Annotated in this window: 19 protein-coding genes; 6 read left to right on the plus strand and 13 right to left on the minus strand. The window is 67.0% G+C overall.

The window, feature by feature from the left end; translation table 11 throughout:
- The first annotated feature begins 30 nt into the window (after positions 1-30).
- A complete protein-coding gene (locus ACFQVD_RS20845; protein ID WP_343972171.1) occupies positions 31-2,562 on the plus strand; it encodes a M14 family zinc carboxypeptidase in 2,532 nt (843 codons plus the stop codon).
- A 77-nt stretch (positions 2,563-2,639) separates the two neighbouring features.
- Here the strand turns inward: ACFQVD_RS20845 and ACFQVD_RS20850 are convergent, their stop codons facing one another.
- Positions 2,640-3,473 (minus strand): ATP-grasp domain-containing protein, encoded by an 834-nt coding sequence (locus tag ACFQVD_RS20850; protein WP_343972174.1) that lies wholly within the window; start codon positions 3,471-3,473, stop codon positions 2,640-2,642.
- A gap of 26 nt (positions 3,474-3,499) precedes the next feature.
- Positions 3,500-4,231: a DUF998 domain-containing protein gene (locus ACFQVD_RS20855; protein WP_343972177.1), complete on the minus strand. Its 732-nt coding sequence runs from the start codon at positions 4,229-4,231 to the stop codon at positions 3,500-3,502.
- Between the two features lie 60 nt (positions 4,232-4,291).
- Between ACFQVD_RS20855 and ACFQVD_RS20860 the strand changes: the two genes are divergently transcribed.
- Together ACFQVD_RS20860 and ACFQVD_RS20865 are read left to right on the plus strand one after the other, a co-directional pair.
- The gene (locus ACFQVD_RS20860) at positions 4,292-4,954 is read left to right on the plus strand and encodes a TetR/AcrR family transcriptional regulator C-terminal domain-containing protein (protein ID WP_343972180.1); all 663 of its coding nucleotides are present in this window, start codon (positions 4,292-4,294) and stop codon (positions 4,952-4,954) included.
- A gap of 565 nt (positions 4,955-5,519) precedes the next feature.
- Positions 5,520-6,077 carry a hypothetical protein gene (locus ACFQVD_RS20865; RefSeq protein ID WP_343972183.1) on the plus strand — a complete coding sequence of 186 codons (558 nt, stop codon included), beginning with the start codon at positions 5,520-5,522 and terminating at the stop codon, positions 6,075-6,077.
- Between the two features lie 84 nt (positions 6,078-6,161).
- Here the strand turns inward: ACFQVD_RS20865 and ACFQVD_RS20870 are convergent, their stop codons facing one another.
- The gene (locus ACFQVD_RS20870; protein ID WP_343972186.1) at positions 6,162-6,386 is read right to left on the minus strand and encodes a DUF397 domain-containing protein; all 225 of its coding nucleotides are present in this window, start codon (positions 6,384-6,386) and stop codon (positions 6,162-6,164) included.
- On the minus strand, positions 6,383-6,568 hold the full coding sequence (locus tag ACFQVD_RS20875; protein WP_343972189.1) for a Scr1 family TA system antitoxin-like transcriptional regulator: 186 nt from the start codon (positions 6,566-6,568) through the stop codon (positions 6,383-6,385). The genes ACFQVD_RS20870 and ACFQVD_RS20875 overlap by 4 nt, the downstream gene beginning before the upstream one ends.
- A 325-nt stretch (positions 6,569-6,893) precedes the next feature.
- On the opposite strand from ACFQVD_RS20875, the gene ACFQVD_RS20880 reads away from it, so the two are divergent.
- Positions 6,894-7,799: a hypothetical protein gene (locus ACFQVD_RS20880; protein WP_343972193.1), complete on the plus strand. Its 906-nt coding sequence runs from the start codon at positions 6,894-6,896 to the stop codon at positions 7,797-7,799.
- A gap of 428 nt (positions 7,800-8,227) precedes the next feature.
- Here the strand turns inward: ACFQVD_RS20880 and ACFQVD_RS20885 are convergent, their stop codons facing one another.
- From ACFQVD_RS20885 to ACFQVD_RS20900, 4 genes are all read right to left on the minus strand, one after another.
- On the minus strand, positions 8,228-8,362 hold the full coding sequence (locus ACFQVD_RS20885; protein ID WP_343972196.1) for a hypothetical protein: 135 nt from the start codon (positions 8,360-8,362) through the stop codon (positions 8,228-8,230).
- A 92-nt stretch (positions 8,363-8,454) separates the two neighbouring features.
- Positions 8,455-8,664, minus strand: a complete 210-nt coding sequence (locus ACFQVD_RS20890) for a DUF397 domain-containing protein (RefSeq protein WP_343972199.1) — start codon at positions 8,662-8,664, stop codon at positions 8,455-8,457.
- A 70-nt stretch (positions 8,665-8,734) separates the two neighbouring features.
- Complete coding sequence (locus ACFQVD_RS20895; RefSeq protein WP_343972202.1) at positions 8,735-8,968, minus strand: DUF397 domain-containing protein; 234 nt, start codon at positions 8,966-8,968, stop codon at positions 8,735-8,737.
- A 28-nt stretch (positions 8,969-8,996) separates the two neighbouring features.
- Positions 8,997-9,857 (minus strand): helix-turn-helix domain-containing protein, encoded by an 861-nt coding sequence (locus ACFQVD_RS20900; RefSeq protein ID WP_343972205.1) that lies wholly within the window; start codon positions 9,855-9,857, stop codon positions 8,997-8,999.
- Between the two features lie 279 nt (positions 9,858-10,136).
- Here ACFQVD_RS20900 and ACFQVD_RS20905 point away from each other — a divergent pair, with 279 nt between their 5' ends.
- Complete coding sequence (locus ACFQVD_RS20905) at positions 10,137-10,424, plus strand: hypothetical protein (protein WP_343972209.1); 288 nt, start codon at positions 10,137-10,139, stop codon at positions 10,422-10,424.
- Positions 10,421-10,918 (plus strand): ATP-binding protein, encoded by a 498-nt coding sequence (locus tag ACFQVD_RS20910; RefSeq protein WP_343972212.1) that lies wholly within the window; start codon positions 10,421-10,423, stop codon positions 10,916-10,918. Before ACFQVD_RS20905 ends, ACFQVD_RS20910 begins: the two co-directional genes overlap by 4 nt.
- Positions 10,919-11,076: 158 nt before the next feature.
- Here ACFQVD_RS20910 and ACFQVD_RS20915 read toward each other — a convergent pair whose 3' ends face one another.
- The 5 genes from ACFQVD_RS20915 to ACFQVD_RS20935 form a co-directional block, all read right to left on the minus strand.
- Positions 11,077-12,441, minus strand: a complete 1,365-nt coding sequence (locus ACFQVD_RS20915) for an MFS transporter (protein ID WP_343972215.1) — start codon at positions 12,439-12,441, stop codon at positions 11,077-11,079.
- A 103-nt stretch (positions 12,442-12,544) separates the two neighbouring features.
- Positions 12,545-13,801, minus strand: coding sequence for an RNA polymerase sigma factor (locus ACFQVD_RS20920; RefSeq protein WP_343972217.1), 1,257 nt, complete (start codon positions 13,799-13,801; stop codon positions 12,545-12,547).
- Complete coding sequence (locus ACFQVD_RS20925; RefSeq protein ID WP_343972219.1) at positions 13,798-14,136, minus strand: YciI family protein; 339 nt, start codon at positions 14,134-14,136, stop codon at positions 13,798-13,800. The genes ACFQVD_RS20920 and ACFQVD_RS20925 overlap by 4 nt, the downstream gene beginning before the upstream one ends.
- Before the next feature lie 7 nt (positions 14,137-14,143).
- On the minus strand, positions 14,144-14,512 hold the full coding sequence (locus ACFQVD_RS20930; RefSeq protein WP_343972221.1) for a YciI family protein: 369 nt from the start codon (positions 14,510-14,512) through the stop codon (positions 14,144-14,146).
- A gap of 135 nt (positions 14,513-14,647) precedes the next feature.
- Positions 14,648-15,187, minus strand: a complete 540-nt coding sequence (locus ACFQVD_RS20935; protein ID WP_343972223.1) for a hypothetical protein — start codon at positions 15,185-15,187, stop codon at positions 14,648-14,650.
- Positions 15,188-15,626: the final 439 nt, after the last annotated feature.

The raw sequence follows: 15,626 nt of genomic DNA on the forward strand, positions 1-15,626 counted from the left end.
GTCATTTCTCACAGGTGACAGCTTTACTTCATGCAGAAGCGCTTCAAGGTGGTGGCGCCGGCCGTTCTGGCCGTCGCCATCGCCCTCCCAGCCGGTGCCGCCCAGGCGGACCCCACTCCGGCCGCACCACCCGTGACCACCTGTGACGCCACCCAGACTCCCGCCGTCTACCACGGCAAGGTGCCGACGCCGAAGAGTGTCCTCGGCTTCGACCTTGGCGAGCGGGAGGTCACCTCGGCCGAGTCCGACACGCTGCTGACCGCGATCGACGCGGCCAGCGACCGGGTCGTCTCCGGCACCCTGGCCACCACCGCCCAGGGACGTCCGCTGAAGTACGCGATCGTCGGCACCCCGCAGAACATCCGGAAGCTGCGCGCGATCGAGAACTCCATCAAGCTGCTGCGCGACCCCCTCACTCCCGCCCCCGCGGCGAAGGTCCTCGCCAGGAACACGCCCGCGATCCTGTGGGTCGCCGGAAACGTGCACGGCGGCGAGGAGAGCGGCACCGACGCGGCGCTGAAGACCCTTTACGACCTGGCCGGGCGGGACGACTGCGCGGCCAGGCGAATCCTGGACAACGCCGTCGTGGTGATCCTGCCGACGCAGAACCCCGACGGCCGCGAGGCCGACACCAGGCGGAACGCCTACGCCTTCGACATGAACCGCGACTGGTTCGCGCGGACCCAGCCGGAGACCGACGGCAAGATCGAGCTGATGCGGAAGTACCCGCCGCAGCTCTTCATCGACGCCCACGAGATGGGCGGCACCGAGTACTTCTTCCCGCCGAACGCCGACCCGATCTACCACGACATCGCCGAGCCGACGGTCGACTGGGTCAACAACACCTACGGCGCCGCGATGATCGGCGAGTTCACCAAGCGCGGGATCCCGTTCTTCAACCGCAGCGTCTACGACCTGTTCTACATGGGCTACGGCGACACGGTCCCGGCAGGCGGGTTCAACGCGGCGGGCATGACCTTCGAGAAGGGGAACGCCTCGCCGATCGCGGCCCGGACCTTCGAGCAGTGGCTCACCCAGTGGGTCTCGCTCTCGGCGGCGGCAGCCAAGAAGACCGAGATCCTCACCACCTGGCACGGCATGTACGCCGACGCCCTCAAGCAGGGGCTCGAAGGCCACCTGGAGCCGAACCAGGTCTACAACCCGGGCCACGAGGTCATCACCCAGGTGCCCGACCGGAAGGTGCGCCACTACTTCCTGCGCGCCGACGACCCGGCCAAGAAGGCGGAGACCGACCTCGTCGTGCGGCGGCTCCAGCGGATGGACGTCCAGGTGTTCAAACTGGCCACGCCGCTGACGGTCAAGGACTTCAAGGCGTACGGCAGGCCCGAGGCGAAGACCACGCTGCCCAAGGGCACCTACTGGATCCCGCTGGCCCAGGCGCAGAAGCACTGGGTCCAGGCCATGCTGAACGAGGACACCTACACCCCGTTCCCCTACTTCTACGACGTGACCGCGTGGAGCCTGCCGCTGCTCGGCAACGTCTCCGGCGGCTCCTCGGGCCAGGTGCTGCTGCCCGTCGCGACGCCGGTGCGGGCGGTGGACGCCCCCTCGGTCAAGGTCACCACCTCCCGCAAGATCGGAGTCCTGCAGCTGTCCGGTGGCACCGCGCAGAACGCGGCCGAGTCCTCAGGCTGGCTCCGCCACCGCCTGGACCGCGACTGGAAGCTGACCTACCAGGTGCTCACGCCGGCCGACGTCGCCGCGGGCAAGCTGGGCGGGCTGGACGTGCTGCTCGTGCCGGACGGTTCGGCCGGCTCGGCCAACAACGCCCTCGGTGAGGCCGGGCGCGCGGCGCTGCGCGACTGGGTCGGCGGCGGCGGGCGCTACGTGGGCTGGGCGGGCGGTGCCCGACTGGCCGCCCTGGCCGGTGTCTCCAGCGTGACGCTGACCGAGCCGACCTCGGACATCCCCGGCTCGCTCCTCCGGACGAACGTGGCCCAGGGTCCGCTGAGCAAGGACGTCGGGTCGAGCGTCATGCAGTTCTACGCGTACGACCTGGTCATGCGGGCCTCGAACCCCTCGCACGTGGTGACCTCCTACCCGGCCGCCGACTCGCCCGACTGGTTCCTGTCCGGTTTCGCGCTGGGCGCCGAGGAACTCGCCGGAACGGCGGCGGTGGTCGACGAGCCGGTGGGAGGCGGCCACGCGGTGCTGTTCGCCGCCGAGCCGAACTTCCGTGCCTTCAGCGACGGCACGGCGAAGATCGTCGCCAACGCGATCACCGCCGACCTGCCGTCCGCCTCGGCGCGGGCGCGGTCGCTCGCCCCGGCCCCGGACGCCTCGCGGGCAGCCGCGGCCATCCCGGAGCACGAGTCGCCGATCCGCGTCACGGTTCCCGCGTCCGACCGGGACAAGGCCGCCGCGGCGCTGAACGGCTTCGGGGCCACCTGGACCGAGCAGGCCGCCACCGGCGGCGCGGTCCGGTTCGTCGTGGCCAACCCCGAGGGTCTCGACACGCACGAGCACCCCTGGGCGCGGAAGGTTCCCGACGCGCTGCGTGACGCGGGGGTCTCACCGCTCGCGGTGGTACTGCCGCAGTAACCCGGCACGGCGCGCGTCCCTTCGCGGGGCGCGCGCCGTTTCCGGTGTGCTTCCACGGGCCTGTTCTCCGCGGGCTTTCAGATCACCTTGGCCAGGGCATTCGCCAGGTTGGCGGCGGCGTCGGGCGCGTAGTGCAGGAACAGGTAAGGCTCGGTGAGCTCGATCTCGATGAGCGCCGGGCTGCCGTCGGCCAGCCGGACCAGGTCCACCCGGGCGCAGAGCAGCTCGGGAAACTCGCCAAGCACCTGCTCGGCCAGCGCGAACTGGTCGGGGTCGGGAGTGCGGAACTCCCCGTGGCCGTCGCCCTGTCCCGGCTTGGTGGCGCTCTCGGTCAGCATCGGGCTGCGCCGGACGGCGTGGCTGAACCTGCCGCCGAAGTAGAGCATCGAGGTCTCCCCCTCGCCCTCGACCATGTCCAGGTACGGCTGGATCATCGCGGTCCGGCCGTTGGCGGCCAGCTTGGCGGCGTGCTCCTCGGCCTGTTCGCGGTCCGCGGTCCTGATCGTGTCGCGGGCTCCGGCCGAGATCGACGGCTTGACCACGTACTCGTCGAGGACCGGAAGGTTCGCGGCCTCGCCCGGCGCGACCCACGAGGTGGGGATGATCGGCGCCTTCAGGTCACGCAGGTAGACCTTGTCGGTGTTGCGTTCCAGCACGGCGGCCGGGTTGAGCAGCCGGGTGACGGACTCCACGTGCCGGGCCCAGTCGAGGAACTCCGCCCGCCTCGTCACATAGTCCCAGGTGGTGCGGACCACGACGGCGTCGAACGCGGCCCAGTCGACCTCGGGGTCGTCCCAGCGCACGATGTGGCCGGTGATTCCCACCTCGGCCCAGGCCGCGACGGCGAGTCCCTTCTCGTCGTCGAGCTTGTCCGGATCCGCGAAGGTCACGTACGCCGCAGAAGCACCCATAAGGAATCCCTTTATGTCAGTATCAATTAGACATAAGGCACCTTACCTAAAGCCGTTTTTTCGACCGCCGGCCGGCCTCCGCGGGTCGTGCTCTCACCAGCCGAGCAGCGGGCGGGGCACGTTTCGCGGCGTAGTCGTACCGCGAGAAGGGAAGCCCACCCCCAGCCCACCACCGCCATGAGGCGAAGCAGAAGACTCAGCGGCTGCGAGTTCTCACCGCGCTCCGACAGCACCCCGGACAGCACGTAGATCGCCGGCAGCGCCACCCCGACCACGACACAGATGACCGCCCATCGCCGCTCGCCAAGCGCGGCGAAGCGCCGGGCGAAGACGGAGCAGGCCGCGATGAGCGAGGCGAACAGCACCGCGAAGCCGGCGCCGTGCACCACGTAGCTCACGCCGATGTCGGTCGGCAGACCGGCCGGCGCCCCTTGCGGATAGCCCCACCCGGGGCTGGTACGGAAGATTCCCACGGTCACCAGACCGAGTCCGAAGGTGCCGATCAGCAGTGGCCCCCACGTCCCGCCACGGCCGGAACCCAGCACGCGTCGCATCCCTGCGGCGAACGCGACATAGAGAACGCCGGTGAGCACGAAGTTGCCGATCTGGATCCAGCCCAGGTCTCCCAGGCTCAGCAGGCTGAGCGGCTGTCGCCGGGGGTCGATGCCGGGACGGGTGTAGTCCTGGATCAGCACCAGGACGATGAACAGCGGGCCGGCGAGGGCACCGCACGCCAGTAAAGCCCTGGTCAGTCGCATTCCCTATCTCCTTAGCAGCGCTAAGGAGGAGTCTGGCTTAGCGCTGCTAAGGTGTCAATGGTGAGTGAGACCAAGCGCCCGGCGCTCAGCAGGGACACTCTGATCGAAGCCGCACTCCGCCTGCTCGACCAGGTCGGGCTGGACGGGCTGACCGTGCGCCGCCTCGCCACCGAGCTCGATGTGCGGTCCCCCGCGCTCTACTGGCACATCCGCACCAAGCAGGAACTTCTCGACGGCATGGCCGACGCGATCGTCCTGGCCGCCGGAATGGGACCACCCCGCGCCGGCGAAACCTGGCAGTCCTGGCTCACCCGCCGAGCTCACGCCTACCGCGCCTCGCTGCTCGCCCACCGCGACGGCGCCCGCCTGGTCGCCAACGCGGCGAGCCTCAGCCCGGCCACGATCAGGCTGTTCGACGAGGAGCTCACCGCCCTGGTCGACTGCGGGTTCTCCCCCGCCCTCGCCCTGCACACCATCGGTGGCTGCACCAGCTACATCAACGGTTTCGTCCTCCGAGAGCAGGCCGAGCGCCAGGAGAGCTCCGACGACCCGTCACAGCGACTCGCGGCTGTGGCGGCCCTGCTGGATGCCGGCATGGACGCCACCCTGCTCCGGGCGCTCCGCGAGGGCGGCAGCTCCGTGGGCGAGGAAGCCTTCGACCACGGCCTCCGCGCCCTGATCGACGGTACGACCGCAGCCCTCCAGCGCTCGCACACCCACTGAGGAACGCAGCACCGCGACCGTCCTTTGATCAACGGCCGGTGTCGCGGGGTCACGCCGTCAGGCCACGCCCGGGCACTTCCCCTCAAGATCGAAGAGCCCCTTGATCGCGGATCCGATGTACGCGCTCCGGCGGGTGGGTGCTCCGGCCGGCCGTCTCAGTCGCTCTCCGGTGGTTCAGGCCTCCGGCCTGCTCGGGCGCGATGGTCGCGGGCTTTTATACGCCGGCCGGAACACCCACCCACCTCCGCGCCTTCTGCCCCGCCGTACCGGGTGCGGACCGTAGTCGCTCACTCTCCGACTGCCCAGTGATCTCTCCAGCGCTGAAGCTCTCGCGACGACCTCTCAGGGCTGATCACCGTAGCTGACGCGTGTCTCTCCGACACAGCGCAGGGTCGATGCCGTAGGGATCGGAAGCGGGATCGCTCCCAGAAACCCGCAAGTCGGCTCCAAGACGATCTTCAGTGCCGCCCGCAACCTTGTCCCCAGACCCGATGGCGTGAGCTGTCGGCGCATGCGCTCTCGGCGCATATCGGACGAAGCGGATCGCAAACCGGAGGACATGGAAATGTACAAGAAGGCCCTGACCGTCGCGATGGCGGCGGCCGTCCTGGCCATGTCGGCCCCGGCGTCCGCGTCTGCGTCTGCGGCTCCGATGATCGAGACCGTCTTCGGACCCACCGTCACCCTCAGGGAGCCGGACAGCACCTTCGTCTGCCCGGCCGGAGAGGTGCTGATCGACCGTGCTCACTGGGGGGACGAGGACGGCTGGACCAGATACCGGTGCGGCCAGATCCGCATCGACGGTGAAGCGGTCACCGTGCAGACCGGAAACTGGAGCTACGGCATGAAGGAGAGCAACTCGTACTTCGCCGCCCCTGCCGATCAGGTCCTCATCGGCAGGAAGCACAATGGCGACGAGAACGGTCTGACGTGGTACCTCGCCGGCACGCTGCACTGGCGCGGAAGCCAGGTGCGGCTCACCTCCCGGAAGTGGACCGCGGCCATGACGGAGAGCAACCACTCCTCGCAGGCGTTCGCCCCTCTGGTCATGACCGGCCGCCAGCACCAGGGGGACGAGAACGGCCGCACCTTCTACGAGTACAGCAGGGTCACCGCCAGCTGATGCCTCCCGCCTGCGCAGACCGTGTGACGCACGAACCTCAGCCTGCCCTCCTGCGGAGCCCTGGAGGACTGGTGGCGCCGCGGTCTACGCGCCGTTTTTCAGACCTGCCACGAATGCCGCCCAGGTGTTACGGGCAAAGACGAGCCTGGGCCCCTCGGGGTCCTTGGAATCCCGGACGGCTACGGCATCGCCCAGGTCCGCGACTTCGACGCAGTCTCCGTTGCCTCCGCTGAGCGAACTCTTTCGCCACACGGCTTTGGTCAGGTCTACCGGGTTGGACATCGCACGGCCCTTCCGCTGGACACTCATACCAGGTTGTTTGACGCGTTCATCAGCATAACCGCCGTATCCGCCGGGCTGAGTGCCGCTGCTCTGAGGGAGTCGAGCACCGCGACGTAGCTCCGGACGTCAGCACTGTCCTCCAGGTACAGACCGCTGGACATGTTCTCCAGATAGATGACGCCCAGATCGCTCGGAGCAGGAAATCCCACGATAATCCTCTTTTCTCCCAATGAAGGCAGTTGGTGAGACTACGGTGGCCTCCATGAGGACACCCAAGAGCGTGATGGTCTTGTCCGACAACCGGTCGTTCATCGATCGGTGATCTGCTCACCCAAGCGGATGCGCGAATCACCGCAGAACCTGACCTCGTACGGAGTCAAGGTAAGGCGACCAGAGCGCGTATGGCCGACGTGGCCATCTCGTCCGGTGACGATTCATGGCACTGGACACGAGTGTCCAGTGCCATGTTTTTTAAAATGGGGCTTCATGATAAGAGATTCATTGAAAACAAGGAGATTTCTACCTTTCTCGACATTGGCTGTTTTTCTTCTGAGTGGCTGTTCTGCGCTCAACCTCGACATATGGAACGACAAGCAAGGGGTGACCCAAAGCAATTACCCTCCTTTTGGTTCGGTGAAGGATTTTGTGTTGCCGATGGATGTTTATGATTTGGACAATGTCCGGCGCGCGTATGTACAGGAAGCTCGCTTCAAGGTTCTGGGATCCTGTCTAAAGAAGTTTGGATTCACGATGCCGAAGCATGATGTAACGCCTATACGTTATCCAAAGAATGCCGCCTACCTGGGTTGGCTGGGCGAGAAAGACGTCGCGCATTACGGCTACCTCGGGCCGAAAGATCAAGATGCTGAAGAGTTTGCAGCTCTTGATGGGCTTCGCATGTTCGTGATCCCGGCCGAGCAGGATGCCGCCCATTCAGGGATCGGTGCTTCTAGGGTCAATGGGATTAAAATTCCCAAGATGGGTTGTGCGGGCGAAGCCGAGCGGGCGCTAAACGCTGGAGCAACCGGCCTGGACGGAACCAAGCTTGTCAAGGAATACGACTTCAAAAGGCTGCATTCTCTGATGGAGGACGCAGCTGTAACAGGTTTTAAGGATAAGCGGATCGCCGAGGCCGCAGTGCGGTGGAGTGACTGCATGAAGAGCAAGGGATTCTCTTACAAGGAGCCGTTCGAGGCTCAAAGTGACCCGCTTTGGCAGGCGGGATACTCCGGTCGCGGCCGCCGTGCCGTGAGCACGCTAGAGATCAAGACTGCTGTTGCCGATGAGCAGTGCCGACTGCAGGTGAACTACAGCGGTGTCAGGCGGGCCGCTTATGTCGATTCCCAAAACGCGATCATCATAAAGAATCGAGACTTGCTTCAAAGGCTGCAGAATTTGATGGAAACGCGATACGCCAACGCCACCGAGATTCTCGAATGACGCTGGTGAACGAAGAGAGTGCACGCATTCAATCGCCGCAGCGTGGTAACGGGGGATGATCTGTGAGTTATCGCCGCTGGGCCGCCATGTCGTGTATGGCTCTGCTTGTAGCGGGTGCCGTCTATGTGCATGGATTCTGGAGTGGGAAATTCTGGACATTCCGCCCGCTCAGCGAACATTGCAACAGCAAGCCTTTGGGCTTCCCGCCTACTTCCTGGACGTGGTTCCCGCTCCGGAATCTCTGTCATTGGGAAGATGGAACGACGAGCGATCTGGTGCCGGCCTACGTCAATCCAGTGTTAGTGACGTCCCTGACAGCGGCTGTCGTCTTTATGGTCATGGCCGTCCGAGCACGGAGACGTAAATGTTGATTCTCAACCATCACTTCTCTGGTCAAAGGGGTGCCGGCACCTGACTCCGCATTCCGCTTATCGCGTCGCCGCCTGCTGACGATCGGGGCGGGCATCGTCGACGCCGTGGCTCTCGTGGCTATCGGAGCCGTTGACGACGGCGACCTGGACACAGTCGGTGCCGTTGGCGCTCAGGCTGCTGGTTCGCCACACGATGTGAGGGTGCATAGGGGGTGCCATCCCGTGACTCTTTCCATCGAGTTGACGACCACAGCCCGTTGGCCACGACAGGGATGCGTCCACTTTCAATCCAGGCCGAAAAATCCGCCCTTAACACCACGGATAAAGGTTTCCCACTGACCTGCGGCAAAAATCAGGGCAGGGCCGTTCTTGTCCTTGCTATCACGCACAGCGACGTATCTCTGGGCCAACATGGCTACTTCGACACAGTTGTTTTGCCCGTCACTCTGACTGCTCTTGTACCAGGCCGCATCCGGCAGATCGATCTTATTCATAGCCCCTCGCCATGTAAGAGATCAGGTACGGCCTTCGGTGAAACATCGATGTCACCCCCCGGTTGGCGGGTCAGGGCAGATCGCTGAATTTGTCGTCTCTCACTCCATCGAGAAAAGCATGCCATTCTCCGGGAGTGAAAGTCAGGACTCCACCGTCCGGGTTTTTGGAGTCACGAACAAGGAAGAGTCGGCTCGCGCGGTTCTTGTGGCTGTCGGAGCCGTTGACGACGGCGACCTGGACACAGTCAGCGCCGTTGGCGCTCAGGCTGCTGGTTCGCCATACGGCGTGAGGGTGCTCGGGCATCCGGTGGCTCCTTCCGTCGAATCGACGATCACAGTTCGTCGGCCACGGCGGCGATGAAGGAGAAAGACTCCTCGACCTCGTATGCGGTCGCACGAAGGTGATCAAATGCAAGTGTATAGCGGTGAACGTCCCTTTCGTCTTCTACCCAGAGGTTGCCGGTGAGCGTCTCGACGTACACGACGTCATCGTCATACTGGGCCGGAAAGCTGAGGATGGAGAAGGTTCCTGCCGTTGCGGGATGGGTGTCGGAGGTGAAGGGCAGGACCTGAACGGTGACGTTCGCGGTTCGGCTCAGTTTCATCAGGTGATGGCACTGGGCTCGCATGTCCTCGGGAGAGCCGACCCTGTTTCGCAGGGCGGCTTCGCTCAGGATGATCCAGTAGTTGAGAGGGGATGCCGCTCGGCTGAGGAGTTGCTGGCGGGTCTTGCGTGCCTCCACGCGGCGTTCGACTTCGCCTCGGGGCAGAAGGTCCATGAGTCCGGCGCGAATGACGGAGCGCGCGTAATCATCTGTTTGGAGCATCCCGGGAATGATCTGCGCCGAGAAACCGCGAATTGACGCGGCTTCGGCTTCGAGGGCGATATAGGAGGCGAGCTCGGTGGGCAGGGTGTCACCGTAGGCATCCCACCATCCTTTGAGGCGTGCGTTGCGTGCCAGATCGACGAGGGCCTGTCGTCTGTCATCAGGGACCGCGTAGAGGTCGAGAAGTACCTGCAGATCCTTGGGCTGGACGCGTCTGCGGGCGGTCTCGTAGCGGCTGAGCTTGGAGGGGTCCCAGCCCAGTTGCCTGGCCGCCTGGTCGCCGGTGAGACCTGTCACCTCGCGTAGGCGTCGCAACTCACCCGCGAGCCTGCGGGTTCGTATGGTGGCCGGTTGCTCGGCGCTCACGCTGGTTCCCCCTGTGTTGAGATCGCTTCAGTCTGCCGTTACCAGTAGTGGCGAGCAAGCGAGACCGAAGATCCTTTCTGGCATTCATGTTGTCAATATTGCCAATCGTATTGCCAGCTGCTTCGAGTTGCCCACATGATGGCGGTGCACCAAGCGTGGATCGGGCCACGCCCCAGGTGAGAGCCCCAGGGCGTCTACACCTGCGATCTCTCAGCGCCACCACGCTGACGATCACACCCGTGGAACCTGCCGTATGTCAGCGAACTCGGGAGCCGAGCCATGGACGTGCGTGATCCACAACAAGTGCAGTACATCCACCTGGTACGACTCGGCTGGGACCTGCGGGTTCTTGGGGTGGCCACTTCGGTGGTCGTTCCCGTCGCGGGGGCTCCGGTGCTGGAGATCATGTCTCCCAGCGGGGTTCGGGTCCGGATCCAGGTCACCCGTCGCGCCTGCGGCTGGGTCTTCGTCTGGCGTCCCTGGTGGTCGGTGACCTGGCGGCGCGACTGGATCTGGGCCGAGGCCGACAACGCCGCCGACATGATCGCATCGGCGGTGGCCGCGTGAGCACGCGGGAGCAGGGCGGCCCCGGCGCGACGGAGGCGGCGATCAAGCGGTGGGACGGGCTTCGGATCGTGGGGCAACGGGACTTTCCCGGCGTCGCGCAGTCGGCGGGGGCCGCCCGCAGGTGGGTGCTGGGAATCCTGGACGGCCACCCGACCGCCACCGAGACGCTGGAAACGCTCGAACTGCTGGTCAGCGAGGTGGTCACCAACGCCATCCTGCACAGCGACTCGGCCGGGCCGGACGGGCTGATCACGGTCCGCGTGGGGCTGGGCGGCGGCCTGATCCAGGTCGAGGTGATCGACGACGGCTCGGCGACCAGCGTGCCCGCGATCCGGACGACCGACGACGACAGCCTCAGCGGGCGCGGCCTGAGCTGGGTGGACCGCCTGGCCCGCGCCTGGGGCGCCGATCACGACGACGAGGTGGGCGGGGTCGTATGGTTCCGGCTCGCGATCGGTCACCCGTCAGGACACGATCCCCTTTCCTCCCGGTGATTCAGGCCTCGGTGAGGAGCGTTCGGCGCCGTCGGCCGCCGGGCCGGACTCCACCGGGAGGCGCTTGTCCATATCATCGCGGTCAGTCGTCGAGGCGGTAGCCGGGGTCGCGTGGTAGGTCGGGCTTGTCCATGATGGCCCTCAGCCTCGGCGGGGTGCTACGGGCGAGTCACCTCGTAGTCGGGGAGTGCGGCCGGGGTGGTGCGGGTCGCCGGGCGCATGGTCAGGATCAGTACGGCCAGCCCGGCGAAGAGGACCGCGGCGACGACACCGGTCACGTGCAGGCCGGCGGTGAACGCCTCCCGCGCGGTGTGCAGCAGTTCCGCGCCCTGGCCGGCAGGAAGGTTCCGGCTGGCGGCGACCGCGCCGGCCAGTGAGTCGGACGTGCCGTCCATCCTGCTGCGGTAGACCACCGCGGCCACCACACCGAGCAGCGCGAGGCCGAGCGAGCCGCCGAGGTAGTTGCCGGTCTCCGACATCGACGCCGCCGAGCCGGCGCGTTCCGGTGGTACGGATCCGACGACCAGCCCGGTGCCCAGCGCGAACAGCGGGCCGGTGCCCAGGGCCAGTACGGTGATGCCGATCATCACCAGCGGCAGGGCGTGCGCACCGTCGACGCCGACCAGCAGCAGGCTGCCCAGCGCCGACCCCACCAGCCCGCCGGCGATCACGGTCGTCTGCTTCATTCGCCGGCTCAGCGCCGGCGCGGCCATGGTGCCGACCGCCACGCCCAGGCCCATCGGTGCGAACAGCACCGCCGACGCGAGCGGCGAGAAGCCCAGCACGCTCTGCAGGTACTGGGTCACCAGCAGGCCCGTACCGGCCATGGCGATGCCGGCGAAGGTCAGCCCGACGAGTACGGCCGTGAACGGGCGGTTGCGGAGCAGCCGCAGGTCCAGCAGCGGCGTCTCCAGCCGCAGCTGCCGGCGTACGAACAGGAATCCGAGGGCTACGCCGACGACGAGGGCCACCGCCGGCACGACCGGCACGCTCTCGACGGTCAGCTGCTTGATGCCGTAGACCATCAGAAGCACCGCCGCGAGCGACAGCCCGACGCTGGCCAGGTCCAGCCGGCCGGCCTGGTCACTGCGGAACTCCGGCAGCAGGGCCGGCCCGGCGAGCAGCAGCAACGCCATCGCCGGCACGGCGACCAGGAACACCGATCCCCACCAGAAGTGCTGGAGCAGGAATCCGGCGAGTACGGGTCCGAGCGCGCCGCCGGTGAACTGGCAGGTCGCCCAGATCGCGAAGGCCGCCACGACCGACAGCACCGCGAACGCCGCTCCGCCGATCATCAACAGCCGTCGGCGGCCGATCCGGTCGCCGAACGTACCCATCGTGATGACGAAACCCGCCACCATGAATCCGTAACTGTCACTGATCCACAGCTGCTGGACGTTGGTGGCACCCAGGTCGGCGGCCAGCTGCGGGAGCGCGAGGAGCAATGCCGTCATGTCTATCGCGACGAGAAATGTCGGCAGTACGAGGACGATCAGTCCCAGCCAGGCCCGGTTGACTCGCATATCCGAAACTCCCTGTTCTCTCGATGTCTCACCGGTCAGTCGGAGCGGTCGGGAGCTTCTTGACATCGGTACGGGCGGACACCGGGCGCGTTCTCGCCGGTTGCTATCGCTCCAGCCTTTCCGCCCTGTCTCGCAGGTAGCGCTGTTCGGGGAGGCTCGTGGTACGCCGGGCCGCCAGCCGGTAGTTCTCCCGTGCGGCGGCGTACTCGCCCGCCAGCTCCTGGAGGTGGGCGCGCACGGCGTGGAGACGGTGGTGGCGGGCGATCCGGGGATCGCCGTCCAGGCTTTCCAGCAGTTCGAGTCCGGCCTGTGGCCCGCGGGTCATCGCGACCGCGACGGCGTGATTGAGCGTGACCATCGGGTTCGGCGCGATCCGGCCGAGGATCGCGTACAGGAGGCGGATCTGTTCCCAGTCGGTCTCCTCGGCCCGCCGCGCCTGGACGTGCAGCGCGGCGATCGCCGCCTGAAGCTGGTAAGGGCCGAGGGGGGAGACGGACATGGCGCCGGTGACCAGCGCCGAACCCTCTTCGATCAGGGCGGCGTCCCACCGGTTCCGGTCCTGCTCGGCCAGCGGCACGAGGGCGCCGTCCGGGCCGGTGCGGGCCGCACGGCGGGCGTCGGTCAGCAGCATCAGTGCCAGCAGCCCGGCGACCTCCCCGTCCTCCGGCAAGGACCGGTGCACCGTCCGGGTGAGCCGGATCGCCTCCGTGGTGAGGTCGCCGCGGTGCAGGTCGGGTCCGGAGCCGGCGGTGTAGCCCTCGTTGAAGATCAGGTAGAGCACGTGCAGCAGGGCGTCCAGCCGTTCGGCCCGCTCCTGGGCGCCCGGCATCTCAAACGACGCGCCGACGGCTTTGATCCGCTGCTTGGCGCGGCTGATCCGCGGCGCCATGGTGGCCTCCGGCACGAGGAACGCCCGCGCCACCTCGGCGGTGGTGAGCCCGCCGACGGCGCGCAGCGTGAGCGCCACCTGAGAGGCGGGCGTCAGCGCCGGATGACAGCACAGGAACAGCAGCGCGAGCGTGTCGTCCCGGCCGCCAGGGCCTTCCTCGCCGGGCGCCGGCGCGAGGTCGGCGTCCGGCGCCTCCCGCACCGCCGCGGTGACCTCGCGGCGGCGGCGTGCCTGCTCGCTGCGTACCTGGTCGACCAGGCGGCGGGAGGCGACGGTGACCAGCCAGGCGCGCGGGCTGTCCGGAACCCCGCCGTCGGGCCACTGTCCGGGCCACTGCGTCGCCGCGGCGAGCAGCGCCTCCTGGACCGCGTCCTCGCACTCCTCGAACCCGCCGTAGCGGCGCAGGAGCACGCCGAGGACCTGCGGCGCCAGTTCGCGCAGCAGGTCCCCGAGGTGTTCGGTCGTGCTCACATCTCCATCCCGGCCGAGTCCATCAGCGGCCGTACCTCCACGCCGCCGGCCTGACCGCCCGATATCAGGGCGGCCAGGTCCAGGGCGCGTTCCCGGCTCTCGCAGTCGATCACGTACTGGACGGCGACATGATCGGGGGTCCGCAGGTACGGGCCCTCGGTCACGGTCGGCACACCCTCCCGAGCCCGTACGACGGCGCTGAGGGACGGATCGGCGAACAGGTGGGCGCTGATCAGTTCCCCTGCCTGCCCGGCCGCGGTCAGGAACTCCTCATGGTCGAGCCCCTCCCCGGGCAGGGCCGCGGCGCTCAGGTAGAGACTCAGCAGGAACTTCACCGCGTGCTCAGTCGTCGGCCGTGCCCGAGAAGAGCACCGGCCGCACCTCGACGCCCAGGCCCTCGATGCCGGCGTCCGGGATGAGCGCGGCCAACTCCAGGGCGCGCTCCCTGCTGTCGCACTCCACCAGGTAGTAGCCGCCGAGGTACTCCTTGGCCTCAAGGTAGGGTCCGTCGGTCACCGCCGGGACGCCGCCTCGGACCCTGACCACGGCGCTCTGCGACGGGTCGGCCAGCGCGGTGGTGCCGATCAGCTCCCCGGACTTCTTGATGGTCTCCATGAACGGGCCGTGGCCGCTCATCACCTCGTTGCGCTCCTCCTCGGTCAGCGCGTCCCAGATCCGCGGGTTGTTGTGCATGATCAGCAAGAACTTCACGTGTCGTCTCCTTCAGTGGTCGGGCGGCCCCCGAAGGCGCCGTTCACCATGGAGTCGGAGCAGGTGCCACATTCTTGCGGTACCGGACCGCGAGAATCTCCCGCCCGCGGTGTCTTTTCTCCCGCATTCCGGGTTTTATCCCCCCCGAGTCACGGTCGCGCCGGGCAGCGACTCCTGCTGAGCCTCCCGCGAGCCGACAACGGCGTCGAGCCCGCCGTTGACGAGCTGCGCGACCGCGTCGCCGGAGACGAAGGGCTTCGACGTCTCCCCCTCGACCCTGATCAACATCCTGGTGGGGGTGCAGAACAGACTGACCTTGCCCTCGCTGGAACTACCCACCGCGGGCTCCACCGGCCCGGAAAACCCCTCTTCCCGCCCCGGGTGCCCCTCAGACTTGGTCAAGTCGACGTACGTGCTCCAGTCGGAGCCGGACAGCCCGCACAGGCCGGAGGAGTGGATCCACGCGATCAGGTCGTAAGAGCCGACCGTGATCTGCGCCAGTGCCCGCTCCGCCTCATCAGGCAGTGATTTCGGGTGGTCGGTCAGGCCCTTCAGCTTGACCAGTGGCCACTGAGCCGGGTTCTTCAGCAGCGGGTTCACGGTTGGCGCGGAGCACGCCCCGAGGGCCGGTAACACCAGGAAAGCGACCACGGCACGCGCCAGACGATCGATCACTGCGGTTCCCCGTTCGTGCGACTCAGTCGATCTTGAGTCTACGCATTCACCTGATGCGAAGCGCCACACGTTCCGCGAGACGCCGCTCGACGACATGAGCTGACCTCCGAAGTCGGGAGCTCGTCAGCTTCTCGGCCGTAAACGACCGAGAAGCTGACAACCTTGTCTATGGCGACGAACGCGGCACGGAACTCATCGGTACGGCCGAACCCGACCTCACCGGGTGTCGCCGCCTCTACTTCGACGAGATCCCCAGGCTCGCACGCTGGCGCATCGTCTATCGCGAACTTCCCGCTCCCCGTCCAGGTGTACTTCCGGTGATTCAGGTGCTGGCCGTCGGCCCACGCGCCCAGATGGACGTCTACGAGCGTGCGGCACTCCGCCTCGGGCTGCTCGGTCCGGAGGACGTGAGTTGAGTGCTCGTCCCTCATCAAAGGCC

This window comes from Streptosporangium amethystogenes subsp. fukuiense (assembly GCF_042665875.1).
In the GTDB taxonomy this organism is placed as follows: domain Bacteria; phylum Actinomycetota; class Actinomycetes; order Streptosporangiales; family Streptosporangiaceae; genus Streptosporangium; species Streptosporangium fukuiense.

Excerpts from the sequence above, each read along its gene's own strand:
- ACFQVD_RS20845 (WP_343972171.1), top strand. The coding sequence starts at position 31 with ATGCAGAAGCGCTTCAAGGTGGTGGCGCCGGCCGTTCTGGCCGTCGCC.
- ACFQVD_RS20850 (WP_343972174.1), bottom strand. The coding sequence starts at position 3,473 with ATGGGTGCTTCTGCGGCGTACGTGACCTTCGCGGATCCGGACAAGCTC.
- ACFQVD_RS20855 (WP_343972177.1), bottom strand. The coding sequence starts at position 4,231 with ATGCGACTGACCAGGGCTTTACTGGCGTGCGGTGCCCTCGCCGGCCCG.
- ACFQVD_RS20865 (WP_343972183.1), top strand. The coding sequence starts at position 5,520 with ATGTACAAGAAGGCCCTGACCGTCGCGATGGCGGCGGCCGTCCTGGCC.
- ACFQVD_RS20870 (WP_343972186.1), bottom strand. The coding sequence starts at position 6,386 with ATGAGTGTCCAGCGGAAGGGCCGTGCGATGTCCAACCCGGTAGACCTG.
- ACFQVD_RS20890 (WP_343972199.1), bottom strand. The coding sequence starts at position 8,664 with ATGAATAAGATCGATCTGCCGGATGCGGCCTGGTACAAGAGCAGTCAG.
- ACFQVD_RS20895 (WP_343972202.1), bottom strand. The coding sequence starts at position 8,968 with ATGCCCGAGCACCCTCACGCCGTATGGCGAACCAGCAGCCTGAGCGCC.
- ACFQVD_RS20905 (WP_343972209.1), top strand. The coding sequence starts at position 10,137 with ATGGACGTGCGTGATCCACAACAAGTGCAGTACATCCACCTGGTACGA.
- ACFQVD_RS20915 (WP_343972215.1), bottom strand. The coding sequence starts at position 12,441 with ATGCGAGTCAACCGGGCCTGGCTGGGACTGATCGTCCTCGTACTGCCG.